This is a genomic window from Niallia sp. FSL W8-0954 (assembly GCF_038005605.1).
GTDB classification, from domain to species: Bacteria; Bacillota; Bacilli; order Bacillales; family Cytobacillaceae; genus Niallia; species Niallia circulans_A.
In genome coordinates this window covers 918885-931670 of sequence record NZ_JBBOTN010000001.1, presented here as the reverse complement: position 1 = coordinate 931670, position 12786 = coordinate 918885, and the positions used below count along the sequence as shown (strand labels likewise).

The window sequence follows — 12786 nt, the reverse complement described above, 5'->3', positions numbered from 1 at the left end:
AATGTGTAAAACACTTTAAAAACTCACCTTATCCTTACTGAACATGAAGAAAAGTAAAAAGCTCATAAATCCTTATAAATAAGGATTTATGAGAACAATGAATTGTTCTAACGCAACTCATATTAAAGTACTGATACCGGTGGTCGGGGTCGAACCGACACTCCAGAAGGAACACGATTTTGAGTCGTGCGCGTCTGCCAATTCCGCCACACCGGCGCGTTTATAATTTGTTTGGGTAATGCCGAGGACCGGAATCGAACCGGTACGGTAGTCACCTACCGCAGGATTTTAAGTCCTGTGCGTCTGCCAGTTCCGCCACCCCGGCATGATATGTAACAAATTTAAATTATAAACGATTATGGAGGCGGCAACCGGATTCGAACCGGTGGTAAAGGTTTTGCAGACCTCTGCCTTACCACTTGGCTATGCCGCCATAAAAATATTGGAGCGGAAGACGGGATTCGAACCCGCGACCCCCACCTTGGCAAGGTGGTGTTCTACCACTGAACTACTTCCGCGAATGGCTGGGCTAGCTGGATTCGAACCAACGAGTGACGGAGTCAAAGTCCGTTGCCTTACCGCTTGGCTATAGCCCAATACTATATATATGCAATAAAATAAAAAAAGTGTCAAAATAAATGGGGCGAATAATGGGAATCGAACCCACGAGTGTCGGAGCCACAATCCGATGCGTTAACCACTTCGCCATATCCGCCATAATATTTAATTGAAATTGGCAGGGGTAGTAGGAATCGAACCCACACCAAAGGTTTTGGAGACCTTCGTTCTACCTTTAAACTATACCCCTAGATGAATGGTGGAGGGGGACGGATTCGAACCGCCGAACCCGAAGGAGCGGATTTACAGTCCGCCGCGTTTAGCCACTTCGCTACCCCTCCGACATAAAAGGTGGCTCAGGACGGAATCGAACCGCCGACACAAGGATTTTCAGTCCTTTGCTCTACCGACTGAGCTACTGAGCCATAACTTAATGCTATTTATTTTTCGAAAAAATGGCGGTCCGGACGGGACTCGAACCCGCGACCTCCTGCGTGACAGGCAGGCATTCTAACCAACTGAACTACCGGACCAGATTGCGGGGACAGGATTTGAACCTGCGACCTTCGGGTTATGAGCCCGACGAGCTACCAGACTGCTCCACCCCGCGATAATATTAATGGTGGAGGATGACGGGATCGAACCGCCGACCCTCTGCTTGTAAGGCAGATGCTCTCCCAGCTGAGCTAATCCTCCATAAAGTATAATGGTATGTATTGGTGACCCATACGGGATTCGAACCCGTGTTACCGCCGTGAAAGGGCGGTGTCTTAACCGCTTGACCAATGGGCCATATTTGAAAAGTTATAATGGCGGAGAGCAAGGGATTTGAACCCTTGAGACAGGGTTACCCGCCTACACGATTTCCAATCGTGCTCCTTCGGCCACTCGGACAGCTCTCCAATATGGCTCCGCAGGTAGGACTCGAACCTACGACCGTTCGGTTAACAGCCGAATGCTCTACCACTGAGCTACTGCGGAATAATGGTATGCCTGGCGACGTCCTACTCTCACAGGGGGAGAACCCCCAACTACCATCGGCGCTGAGAAGCTTAACTTCCGTGTTCGGTATGGGAACGGGTGTGACCTTCTCGCTATCGCCACCAGACTTTTCTCAAGACATATTTTATTATACATGTTTTTGAGATTTTTTCAAGTATAATTTTAGAAAATTATTCCCTGAAAACTAGATTATGGTAAGAAGAAAGAAACAAGTAATCATTTTGTCCAGCTTATCGCCGATTAACAGGCGTTTCCGCTTTTCATTTTAGTTAAGTCCTCGATCTATTAGTATCAGTCAGCTCCACATGTCGCCACGCTTCCACCTCTGACCTATCAACCTGATCATCTTTCAGGGATCTTACTAGCTTGCGCTATGGGAAATCTCATCTTGAGGGGGGCTTCATGCTTAGATGCTTTCAGCACTTATCCCTTCCGCACATAGCTACCCAGCGATGCCTTTGGCAAGACAACTGGTACACCAGCGGTGCGTCCATCCCGGTCCTCTCGTACTAAGGACAGCTCCTCTCAAATTTCCTACGCCCACGACGGATAGGGACCGAACTGTCTCACGACGTTCTGAACCCAGCTCGCGTACCGCTTTAATGGGCGAACAGCCCAACCCTTGGGACCGACTACAGCCCCAGGATGCGATGAGCCGACATCGAGGTGCCAAACCTCCCCGTCGATGTGGACTCTTGGGGGAGATAAGCCTGTTATCCCCGGGGTAGCTTTTATCCGTTGAGCGATGGCCCTTCCATGCGGAACCACCGGATCACTAAGCCCGACTTTCGTCCCTGCTCGACTTGTAGGTCTCGCAGTCAAGCTCCCTTGTGCCTTTACACTCTACGAATGATTTCCAACCATTCTGAGGGAACCTTTGGGCGCCTCCGTTACTTTTTAGGAGGCGACCGCCCCAGTCAAACTGCCCACCTGACACTGTCTCCCACCCCGATCAGGGGTGCGGGTTAGAATGTCAATACAGCCAGGGTAGTATCCCACCAATGCCTCCACCGAAGCTAGCGCTCCGGCTTCCAAGGCTCCTACCTATCCTGTACAAGCTGTACCAAAATTCAATATCAGGCTGCAGTAAAGCTCCACGGGGTCTTTCCGTCCTGTCGCGGGTAACCTGCATCTTCACAGGTACTATAATTTCACCGAGTCTCTCGTTGAGACAGTGCCCAGATCGTTACACCTTTCGTGCGGGTCGGAACTTACCCGACAAGGAATTTCGCTACCTTAGGACCGTTATAGTTACGGCCGCCGTTTACTGGGGCTTCAATTCAGAGCTTCGCACTAACGTGCTAACCCCTCCTCTTAACCTTCCAGCACCGGGCAGGTGTCAGCCCCTATACTTCGCCTTGCGGCTTCGCAGAGACCTGTGTTTTTGCTAAACAGTCGCCTGGGCCTATTCACTGCGGCTCTCGCAGGCTTGCACCCGCAAGAGCACCCCTTCTCCCGAAGTTACGGGGTCATTTTGCCGAGTTCCTTAACGAGAGTTCTCTCGCTCACCTTAGGATTCTCTCCTCGCCTACCTGTGTCGGTTTGCGGTACGGGCACCCTAAATCTCGCTAGAGGCTTTTCTTGGCAGTGTGGAATCAGGAACTTCGGTACTATATTTCCCTCGCCGTCACAGCTCCGCTTATGTGGTAATGGGATTTGCCTCATTACCAGCCTAACTGCTTGGACGTGCTAATCCAACAGCACGCTTACCCTATCCTCCTGCGTCCCCCCATTGCTCAAACGATTTAAAGGTGGTACAGGAATATCAACCTGTTGTCCATCGCCTACGCTTTTCAGCCTCGGCTTAGGTCCCGACTAACCCTGAGCGGACGAGCCTTCCTCAGGAAACCTTAGGCATTCGGTGGATGAGATTCTCACTCATCTTTCGCTACTCATACCGGCATTCTCACTTCTAAGCGCTCCACCAGTCCTTACGGTCTAGCTTCAACGCCCTTAGAACGCTCTCCTACCACTGACATCAAAGATGTCAATCCACAGCTTCGGTGATACGTTTAGCCCCGGTACATTTTCGGCGCAGAGTCACTCGACCAGTGAGCTATTACGCACTCTTTAAATGGTGGCTGCTTCTAAGCCAACATCCTGGTTGTCTAAGCAACTCCACATCCTTTTCCACTTAACGTATACTTTGGGACCTTAGCTGGTGGTCTGGGCTGTTTCCCTCTTGACCACGGATCTTATCACTCGTAGTCTGACTCCCAAGAATAAGTATTTGGCATTCGGAGTTTGTCTGAATTCGGTAACCCGATGGGGGCCCCTAGTCCAAACAGTGCTCTACCTCCAATACTCTAAATCTTGAGGCTAGCCCTAAAGCTATTTCGGAGAGAACCAGCTATCTCCAAGTTCGATTGGAATTTCTCCGCTACCCACACCTCATCCCCGCACTTTTCAACGTGCGTGGGTTCGGGCCTCCATCCAGTGTTACCTGGACTTCACCCTGGACATGGGTAGATCACCTGGTTTCGGGTCTACAACCACATACTATTTCGCCCTATTCAGACTCGCTTTCGCTGCGGCTCCGTCTCTTCAACTTAACCTCGCATGTAATCGTAACTCGCCGGTTCATTCTACAAAAGGCACGCTATCACCCATAAAAGGGCTCTAACTACTTGTAGGCACACGGTTTCAGGATCTATTTCACTCCCCTTCCGGGGTGCTTTTCACCTTTCCCTCACGGTACTGGTTCACTATCGGTCACTAGGGAGTATTTAGCCTTGGGAGATGGTCCTCCCTGCTTCCGACGGGATTTCTCGTGTCCCGCCGTACTCAGGATACACTCAAGAGGGAACGAAGTTTCGACTACAGGGTTTTTACCTTCTACGACTGACCTTTCCAGATCGATTCGTCTACCCCGTTCCTTTGTAACTCCATATAGAGTGTCCTACAACCCCAAGAGGCAAGCCTCTTGGTTTGGGCTAATCCCGTTTCGCTCGCCGCTACTCAGGGAATCGCGTTTGCTTTCTCTTCCTCCGGGTACTTAGATGTTTCAGTTCCCCGGGTCTGCCTTCAGTACCCTATGTATTCAGGTAAAGATTCTATCCCATTACGGATAGAGGGTTTCCCCATTCGGAAATCTCTGGATCAAAGCTTACTTACAGCTCCCCAAAGCATATCGGTGTTAATCCCGTCCTTCATCGGCTCCTAGTGCCAAGGCATCCACCGTGCGCCCTTTCTAACTTAACTTAGTTTCGACCAAAGATAAGCGGCGTATCTCTTCGTCAAGCTTCTTCACTCTGCTCCTCACGTACTGTCGTACGCTCCGGTGCTCGTTCGGTCGCTTCCTTGATCTACTTGCTTCTCTTTGCTCTCCAATCTTTGAAGGAGTATTCGTTTAATACGACTACTTTTCAAAGAAGTAATTCTCTAAAATAGAGAATCTAAGATGGCGATTACTCGGTTTCTTTCTTGGTTCTTACTATTCATAATCTAGTTTTCAAGGAACAATCAGGCTTATTAAGCCTTTCATTTTGAGGAATTGCTCCCTCAAAACTGAACAACCAAATCATCAACAATCTTTGATGGAATGTAAATTCCATTTTCCTTAGAAAGGAGGTGATCCAGCCGCACCTTCCGATACGGCTACCTTGTTACGACTTCACCCCAATCATCTATCCCACCTTAGGCGGCTGGCTCCAAAAGGTTACCCCACCGACTTCGGGTGTTACAAACTCTCGTGGTGTGACGGGCGGTGTGTACAAGGCCCGGGAACGTATTCACCGCGGCATGCTGATCCGCGATTACTAGCGATTCCAGCTTCATGTAGGCGAGTTGCAGCCTACAATCCGAACTGAGAATGGTTTTATGGGATTTGCTCGACCTCGCGGTTTTGCTGCCCTTTGTACCATCCATTGTAGCACGTGTGTAGCCCAGGTCATAAGGGGCATGATGATTTGACGTCATCCCCACCTTCCTCCGGTTTGTCACCGGCAGTCACCTTAGAGTGCCCAACTGAATGCTGGCAACTAAGATCAAGGGTTGCGCTCGTTGCGGGACTTAACCCAACATCTCACGACACGAGCTGACGACAACCATGCACCACCTGTCACTCTGTCCCCCGAAGGGGAACGTCCTATCTCTAGGAGTGTCAGAGGATGTCAAGACCTGGTAAGGTTCTTCGCGTTGCTTCGAATTAAACCACATGCTCCACCGCTTGTGCGGGCCCCCGTCAATTCCTTTGAGTTTCAGCCTTGCGGCCGTACTCCCCAGGCGGAGTGCTTAATGCGTTTGCTGCAGCACTAAAGGGCGGAAACCCTCTAACACTTAGCACTCATCGTTTACGGCGTGGACTACCAGGGTATCTAATCCTGTTTGCTCCCCACGCTTTCGCGCCTCAGCGTCAGTTACAGACCAAAGAGTCGCCTTCGCCACTGGTGTTCCTCCACATCTCTACGCATTTCACCGCTACACGTGGAATTCCACTCTTCTCTTCTGCACTCAAGTCCCCCAGTTTCCAATGACCCTCCACGGTTGAGCCGTGGGCTTTCACATCAGACTTAAAGGACCGCCTGCGCGCGCTTTACGCCCAATAATTCCGGACAACGCTTGCCACCTACGTATTACCGCGGCTGCTGGCACGTAGTTAGCCGTGGCTTTCTGGTTAGGTACCGTCAAGGTACAAGCAGTTACTCTTGTACTTGTTCTTCCCTAACAACAGAGTTTTACGATCCGAAAACCTTCATCACTCACGCGGCGTTGCTCCGTCAGACTTTCGTCCATTGCGGAAGATTCCCTACTGCTGCCTCCCGTAGGAGTCTGGGCCGTGTCTCAGTCCCAGTGTGGCCGATCACCCTCTCAGGTCGGCTACGCATCGTCGCCTTGGTGAGCCGTTACCTCACCAACTAGCTAATGCGCCGCGGGCCCATCTGTAAGTGACAGCGTAAACCGTCTTTCAGCTTTTCCTCATGAGAGGAAAAGGATTATCCGGTATTAGCTCCGGTTTCCCGAAGTTATCCCAGTCTTACAGGCAGGTTGCCCACGTGTTACTCACCCGTCCGCCGCTAACTTTAAAAGCAAGCTTTTAAAGTCCGCTCGACTTGCATGTATTAGGCACGCCGCCAGCGTTCGTCCTGAGCCAGGATCAAACTCTCCAATAAAGAGTTGATTAGCTCATTGCTAAACTCTAGCTTTTTGTTACTTTTTTTGTTCTATAATGTTAGTTATAAAACGATTATTGTTGACGTTTGTTTGTTCAGTTTTCAAAGAGCAATTTAGTTAGTCACTTAGGAAGCGACTTTCCTAATATAACATCTATCAACATTCATTGTCAATAGTGTTTTTTAGAAATTCTATTCCGTCGTTTACTTCAACAGTTCATGTTGTTTCAGCGACGGATATTAATATAACATTATTCTACGATAATGGTCAACACTTTTTCTAAAACTTTTTTATTTTTTTTCTAAAACACGATAACATCGATGATAAACACCTGGACTTTTCGTAGAAATGTTGACTACTTCTATTAAATGCTTATCGATTAAGTATTCGATCAACATTCCTAAATCAACTGCGTAAATAAGCAGTTCTTCTTTTTCTAACAGTTCGCTAAATGTCCAAGCGTCTTTTTCTTTTAATATATCGAGTATATAGCTTGTGCTTGTTCTCATTCTTGAATGAATTAAAAATTCACTTGCTAAGAATAATAGCTCGAGTCTCTTTTCAATAGGCTCATCACTATTTACTAATTCTACATATAGTTTATAGATTTCTGGCTCCATTTGTTTTACTTGGCTCCATACCGTTACTTCTGGGTGGAATCCATTTTCGATCACAGCTAATCGAGCTAAATGATGTAAGGAATGAACAATATCATTATAGGCGTCCAGATAATGTTTATTTTCAAAGAACGCTTTCCCATCCATATATCGTTTAATAAGCTTGGCGAATTCTAGCGCCATTTTTTGTTTTCTTTCGTTAACGGGAAATTCTTTTAACTCATTTTTGAGTCGATAAATAAATTCATTGCGATCAAAAACAACTCTCCCATTATATATCCATTCAAAAATTCTTTTGTTATTCCCTAATAAAATCCAGCTTCTTAATTGTTTTTCTGTAACAATATGTAGAGCCGCTTTCTTATCTGCATATGTATAGTGCTTGATAAAAACAGGCTGTTCTGCTTCTTTCACAATAATTAGCATGACTGTATCAAAAGTATCTGTCACGGTCATCTCATTTTGTTTCTTATCAATGATTAATACGCCCAATGTATTTGTCTGGCTAGCTCTTTCTTGATATATAGGACGAAGAATATCTTCCATCGTTATTCCTCCATCTCCATGAATAATTTTATTCGTTTCGTATTATTTCGACATTTTCTCTTAAAATCCTGCCCTCATCTAGGCATACATGAAATCTTACTATAACTTGTTTAAAAATAGAATTACTTTTTGCTATCATTTCTGCCATATAATATTTCAGTCTCGTTTCAACGATTAAACAGAAAAAAGAGGATATCTTTTTAAGATTTCCCCTCGCTACGTTTATACGAAAGCAACTCTTAAAAAGACAGCCTCTTCTATTCTCTACATTAGTGCGCTTCTTTTTGAGCACAATCAGGACAAGTACCGTAAATTTCCAGACGGTGGTGGCTGATTTTGAATCCTGAAACATGGCTGGCAAATTGCTCTACCTCATCAAGTCCTGGATAATGGAAATCAACTATTTTGCCACACTCTTTACAGATAATATGATAATGATGAGAAGTTATAAAATCAAACCGGCTGGAGGAATCTCCGTATGTCAGTTCCTTTACTAAATTCACTTCACGAAAAACTCTTAAATTATTATAAACAGTGGCTACACTCATATTTGGAAATTTGCCTTCAAGTGCTTTATAAATTTCATCGGCAGTCGGATGTGACATTGAGCTTATTAAATATTCAAGTATCGCATGACGCTGCGGGGTAATGCGCACTCCTGTTTCTTTCAGCTTATCAAGAGCTTCTTGCAACTCATTATGTTCCACGGACATGCACCCCATTTCTAAAAGATATTCTTATTTTATAATGTTTATAAATAGTGTACTAATAATAGCAGGGTTTTGTCAACACAGTTACTGTAAGAGCGCGGTTTTCTAGATGTATGAACAATCTGAAAACACAATAATGATTATTTAACAATAAATACTATTATATAATAGTCGATGCTAAGATGTTATTGATAATACACTTACATTATATGCATGAAACCGTATTTTTTTCACCAGAAGTTTTATCCATTTCCCCCTTCTCTCCATAAAAAAAGACCAACGAACGTTTTCGTTGGCCACCGACATATATATGAGGAGGTATATGCTCACTATACAATATGCTCTTCGGCTTTTAATGAGTGGACAAAAGTCCCTACCATAAAAATTAGGCTTCGATTTTTTCTAAAGCTTGTTTGATTTCTGCTACATGGCCAGCGACTTTTACTTTGCGCCATTCCATCGCAAGCTTCCCTTCTTTGTCGATCAGGAAGGTTGATCTTTCAATTCCCATATACTCTTTTCCAAAATTCTTTTTTAGTTTCCAAACATCAAAGCTTTCCGCTACTTCATGATTTTCATCCGCTAATAACAGGAATGGCAGCTCGTGCTTTTCGATAAATTTCTGATGTCTTGAAATCGGATCAGGGCTGACTCCTAGTACTACTGCGTTGTATCCTTGGAAATCTTCATGATTATCGCGAAAATCACATGCTTCTGTTGTACATCCTGGTGTCATATCTTTCGGATAAAAATATAAGACAACATTCTTTCCTCGATAATCGGATAATTTTATTTTCTCTCCATTATTTGCTTCTAACTCAAAATCTGGCACTGTTTCTCCAATATGAACAGACATTGTATCCCGCCTTTGCTTTTTATTTAAGCCTACCTAAAATGCTTTTATGAATCAAGAAAAGCATTTTGCTAGTTGTTCAGATCAAATACTGCCCGTGCTACAAAAGCAGCGGGAATTGTGTATCCGATCAACGCCTCAATAAGGACAACCATCCTCCCCATCCCAATTGGCATTAAGTCGCCAAACCCTACGGAAAATAAAGTCACCCCGCTAAAATAAATACTTGTATGGAGTGTATGAAAGAAATCATAGTTTAAAGAAGGTGCCTGTCCATCATTATAAACCGGGATGCCATTCATCTGGAATAATGTATAGATTAGACCAAAGCCAATCATAATGGTGATATAGACAAAGATTAAGTACATAAAATTCTCGAATGAGACCCATTTTTCTTTTCTCTGGTAAGGAACAAATAGTGTTTTTAAGCTCATTGCAATAAAAAATAGAATGAGTGCTAATAAGACATAAAACATTTCCTTACCTCCTTACTTCCTTGCATAAATGTAATTCCTCTATCATTAATATCTATGCTTGTCTTGCTTATTTATTCGTTTATCTCTTTCTCCTATTGAAAACGTACGAAAGGTACTCTTAGGTTAAAAAGCTGTTTCCCTTTATCTTCTTTTAAAAAGTGCTAAAATGGGGGAAGGTATTTTTTATAGAATGATACGATTTATAGGAGGTTTATATGTTACATACAAATTCAGAACGATTGCATGAAGAAGCTTTAGAGATTATTGTCGGAGGTGTCAACAGTCCTTCGCGCTCTTATAAGGCGGTTGGCGGCGGGTCACCGATCGTAATGGAAAGAGGACAAGGTGCTTACTTCTTTGATGTAGACGGAAATCAATATATCGATTATTTAGCTGCATACGGTCCGATTGTTACAGGACATGCTCACCCACATATTACAAAGGCAGTAACACGCGCTGCCGAAACTGGTCTTCTATTCGGAACACCAACTCCGCATGAAGTGAAATTCGCGAAAATGCTGCAAGAAGCCATTCCATCCATGGAAAAAATCCGGTTTATGAACTCTGGAACAGAAGCAGTAATGACAACCATTCGTGTTGCTCGCGCGTATACAGGCAGAAATAAAGTCATCAAATTCGCTGGATGCTATCATGGTCACTCTGATCCAATGCTTGTTGCAGCTGGCTCAGGTCCTTCTACGCTTGGCACACCAGATTCTGCTGGTGTTCCTGCAGTAATTGCTGCAGACGTTATCACGGTTCCTTTCAATGATTTAGATGCGTATAAAGATGCATTGGATAAATGGGGCGATCAAGTAGCCGCTGTTCTGGTCGAGCCAATCGTTGGGAACTTCGGAATTGTTGAACCAGTAGAAGGATTTTTACAAGGAATTAATGATTTAACACATGCAGCAGGCGCACTTGTTATTTATGATGAGGTAATTACTGCTTTCCGCTTTACTTACGGTGGAGCACAGGATTTATTAGGTGTTTACCCTGACTTGACTGCCTTAGGAAAAGTAATCGGCGGTGGTCTTCCAATCGGCGCTTATGGCGGAAGAAAAGAAATCATGGATCAAGTGGCACCAGTTGGACCAGCATACCAAGCAGGAACTCATGCTGGAAATCCAGCCTCCATCCAAGCTGGAATCGCTTGTCTAGAAGTATTAAAGCAAGAAGGCGTATACGATCATCTCGATAAATTAGGCGCATTATTAGAAAATGGCATTTTAGAAGCAGCTGCCAAATATAATGTTCCAATTACTATTAACCGCCTAAAAGGAGCACTTACTGTCTTCTTTACGACCGAGAAAGTCTACAACTACAAACAAGCAGAAAGTACTGACAGTGAAATGTTTGGCCGCTTCTTCAAGCTATTAGTAGAACAAGGAATCATGCTGGCACCATCCAAATACGAAGCATGGTTCATCACTATCGCGCATACAGAAGAAGACATCGAAGCAACCCTGCACGCAGTTGACCAAGCATTCGCTGCATTAAAAGAAGAATATAAGTTTTAAGTTTAGAAAAAGGTTCAGAGAAATGCTGAACCTTTTTTTACTAATGAAAACTACCACCCTATTACTACGTTTTTTACCTCTCCTACTATGTAAAATCATTTCAATTTTAACAACAATATGTCCATTTTTTTAAAATCCTTCGAAAAAAGAAAAAATTAGTCATCAGTCTATTGAAGTTCACATCTAATCAATGTATAGTACATTATTGTGTTTACTTTTCGTGTTTTTCGCAAAAAGTAAGGGGTATAAGAAAATAGTTAGAAAGATTAAATGAAAGGAACACTTATTTATGACATTAGGAGCGCGCGTTCTGAAAACAGGAATCGCCATCGTGTTAGCTTTATTTCTAGCGCAACTTTTAAATGCACCAACTCCTGTTTTCGCAGGAATTTCTGCCATTTTTGCTATACAGCCAACTGTCTATCGTTCTTATTTATCGATCATTGACCAAGTACGAGGCAATATCATTGGTGCTATTATCGCAGTCATCTTTGTATTAAGCTTTGGTAACAACGTTTTTATTATTGGACTTGCCGCCATCATTGTTATTACAATTAACTTAAAATTAAACTTAGAAAAGACAATTACTTTATCTGTGGTTACCTTGATTGCCATTATGGAATCACCTACAGATGACTTCATTACCTTTGCAATTATTCGCTTCTCGACAGTAATGCTCGGAATTCTTTCTGCTTCGACTGTCAATCTGATTTTTATACCACCTAAGTATGAAAATAAATTGTACAATCAAATTTCCGATTTAAGTGAGGAAATAACAAAATGGATCCGCCTAAACATTAGACATGCATCAGAACATAGTCTGTTAAAGAACGATATCGATAAAATGTCGGAACGTTTAATGCGCATTGATCAGTTATATATCCTGTACAAAGAAGAGCGGAATTATTTTAAAAAAACAACTTTATTAAAAACGAGAAAATTAGTCATTTACCGGCAAATGATTGCCACATTAAAGAAATCTTTTCAAACCTTGAAAAAGATTCATCGATATGAAAATGAGTTATTAAGTTTGCCGGAGGATTTTCAAAATATTATTCAACAGCAGCTTGATTGCCTTATTCACCATCATGAACATGTCATGCTTAAATTTATTGGAAAAGTAAAGCCTAATGTTGTTTTTGAAGAAGGCAGCATTTCTCTTGATCGAAACATACTTTTCCAAGAGTTAATGCTTTATTATAAAGAGACAGAACCATCCGTACTTGAAAATGAAGAAGAATTAAAGCAATATCATATGATGCAAATTGTTTCTGCCATCATTGAATATGATGAGAATGTAGAGCATCTTGATACATTAATCACTTCCATTCAAGTTCATCATCAGCATGAAGCCGATGTAACGATTGAAGAGTAAAATCTTTATATAAAAGG

General features: G+C 43.5%; 6 protein-coding genes, 15 tRNA genes and 3 rRNA genes. 2 read left to right on the top strand and 22 right to left on the bottom strand.

From position 1 onward, the window contains the following. Positions 1 to 134 precede the first annotated feature (134 nt). The 22 genes from NX902_RS04585 to NX902_RS04480 all read right to left on the bottom strand — a co-directional run bounded on the left by NX902_RS04585 (position 135) and on the right by NX902_RS04480 (position 9874). A tRNA-Leu gene (locus tag NX902_RS04585) sits at positions 135 to 216 on the bottom strand. A 23-nt stretch (positions 217 to 239) separates the two neighbouring features. Beyond that, positions 240 to 325, bottom strand: a tRNA-Leu gene (locus tag NX902_RS04580). Positions 326 to 359: 34 nt separating this feature from the next. After that, positions 360 to 433, bottom strand: a tRNA-Cys gene (locus tag NX902_RS04575). A 10-nt stretch (positions 434 to 443) separates the two neighbouring features. Next, positions 444 to 518 (bottom strand) — tRNA-Gly (locus NX902_RS04570). A gap of 3 nt (positions 519 to 521) precedes the next feature. Further along, positions 522 to 596, bottom strand: a tRNA-Gln gene (locus tag NX902_RS04565). Positions 597 to 639: 43 nt separating this feature from the next. Beyond that, positions 640 to 715, bottom strand: a tRNA-His gene (locus NX902_RS04560). A 19-nt stretch (positions 716 to 734) separates the two neighbouring features. Continuing rightward, positions 735 to 808, bottom strand: a tRNA-Trp gene (locus NX902_RS04555). A 7-nt stretch (positions 809 to 815) separates the two neighbouring features. Continuing rightward, a tRNA-Tyr gene (locus NX902_RS04550) sits at positions 816 to 899 on the bottom strand. An 11-nt stretch (positions 900 to 910) separates the two neighbouring features. Then, positions 911 to 983 (bottom strand) — tRNA-Phe (locus NX902_RS04545). A gap of 31 nt (positions 984 to 1014) precedes the next feature. Further along, positions 1015 to 1091 (bottom strand) — tRNA-Asp (locus NX902_RS04540). A 3-nt stretch (positions 1092 to 1094) separates the two neighbouring features. Continuing rightward, a tRNA-Met gene (locus NX902_RS04535) sits at positions 1095 to 1168 on the bottom strand. Between the two features lie 10 nt (positions 1169 to 1178). Next, positions 1179 to 1254: transfer RNA gene (locus tag NX902_RS04530), tRNA-Val, on the bottom strand. Positions 1255 to 1275: 21 nt separating this feature from the next. Then, positions 1276 to 1350, bottom strand: a tRNA-Glu gene (locus NX902_RS04525). Positions 1351 to 1368: 18 nt separating this feature from the next. Next, positions 1369 to 1460, bottom strand: a tRNA-Ser gene (locus NX902_RS04520). Positions 1461 to 1464: 4 nt separating this feature from the next. Beyond that, positions 1465 to 1539: transfer RNA gene (locus tag NX902_RS04515), tRNA-Asn, on the bottom strand. A 10-nt stretch (positions 1540 to 1549) separates the two neighbouring features. Then, a 5S ribosomal RNA gene (gene rrf / locus NX902_RS04510) occupies positions 1550 to 1666 on the bottom strand. 159 nt (positions 1667 to 1825) lie between these two features. Further along, a 23S ribosomal RNA gene (locus tag NX902_RS04505) occupies positions 1826 to 4761 on the bottom strand. A 362-nt stretch (positions 4762 to 5123) separates the two neighbouring features. After that, positions 5124 to 6671 (bottom strand): 16S ribosomal RNA (locus NX902_RS04500). The 16S, 23S and 5S rRNA genes sit together here with 15 tRNA genes alongside, the layout of an rRNA operon. A gap of 291 nt (positions 6672 to 6962) precedes the next feature. Beyond that, a complete protein-coding gene (locus tag NX902_RS04495) occupies positions 6963 to 7835 on the bottom strand; it encodes a nucleotidyltransferase-like protein (protein WP_123258958.1) in 873 nt (290 codons plus the stop codon). A gap of 269 nt (positions 7836 to 8104) precedes the next feature. Beyond that, entirely contained in the window at positions 8105 to 8548 is a 444-nt protein-coding gene (gene perR, locus NX902_RS04490; protein ID WP_016202777.1) for a peroxide-responsive transcriptional repressor PerR, read from the bottom strand. A 382-nt stretch (positions 8549 to 8930) separates the two neighbouring features. After that, positions 8931 to 9401, bottom strand: a complete 471-nt coding sequence (gene bcp, locus NX902_RS04485) for a thioredoxin-dependent thiol peroxidase (RefSeq protein WP_123258957.1) — start codon at positions 9399 to 9401, stop codon at positions 8931 to 8933. 68 nt (positions 9402 to 9469) lie between these two features. Then, entirely contained in the window at positions 9470 to 9874 is a 405-nt protein-coding gene (locus NX902_RS04480; protein WP_095330996.1) for an ion channel, read from the bottom strand. A gap of 215 nt (positions 9875 to 10089) precedes the next feature. On the opposite strand from NX902_RS04480, the gene NX902_RS04475 reads away from it, so the two are divergent. Further along, complete coding sequence (locus tag NX902_RS04475; protein WP_061800640.1) at positions 10090 to 11394, top strand: glutamate-1-semialdehyde 2,1-aminomutase; 1305 nt, start codon at positions 10090 to 10092, stop codon at positions 11392 to 11394. A 289-nt stretch (positions 11395 to 11683) separates the two neighbouring features. Then, the gene (locus NX902_RS04470) at positions 11684 to 12769 is read left to right on the top strand and encodes an FUSC family protein (RefSeq protein WP_095330994.1); all 1086 of its coding nucleotides are present in this window, start codon (positions 11684 to 11686) and stop codon (positions 12767 to 12769) included. Positions 12770 to 12786: the final 17 nt, after the last annotated feature.

Coding starts and splice junctions, on each gene's coding strand:
- NX902_RS04475 (WP_061800640.1), top strand. CDS start 10,090: ATGTTACATACAAATTCAGAACGATTGCATGAAGAAGCTTTAGAGATT.
- bcp (WP_123258957.1), bottom strand. CDS start 9,401: ATGTCTGTTCATATTGGAGAAACAGTGCCAGATTTTGAGTTAGAAGCA.
- NX902_RS04480 (WP_095330996.1), bottom strand. CDS start 9,874: ATGTTTTATGTCTTATTAGCACTCATTCTATTTTTTATTGCAATGAGC.
- perR (WP_016202777.1), bottom strand. CDS start 8,548: ATGTCCGTGGAACATAATGAGTTGCAAGAAGCTCTTGATAAGCTGAAA.
- NX902_RS04470 (WP_095330994.1), top strand. CDS start 11,684: ATGACATTAGGAGCGCGCGTTCTGAAAACAGGAATCGCCATCGTGTTA.
- NX902_RS04495 (WP_123258958.1), bottom strand. CDS start 7,835: ATGGAAGATATTCTTCGTCCTATATATCAAGAAAGAGCTAGCCAGACA.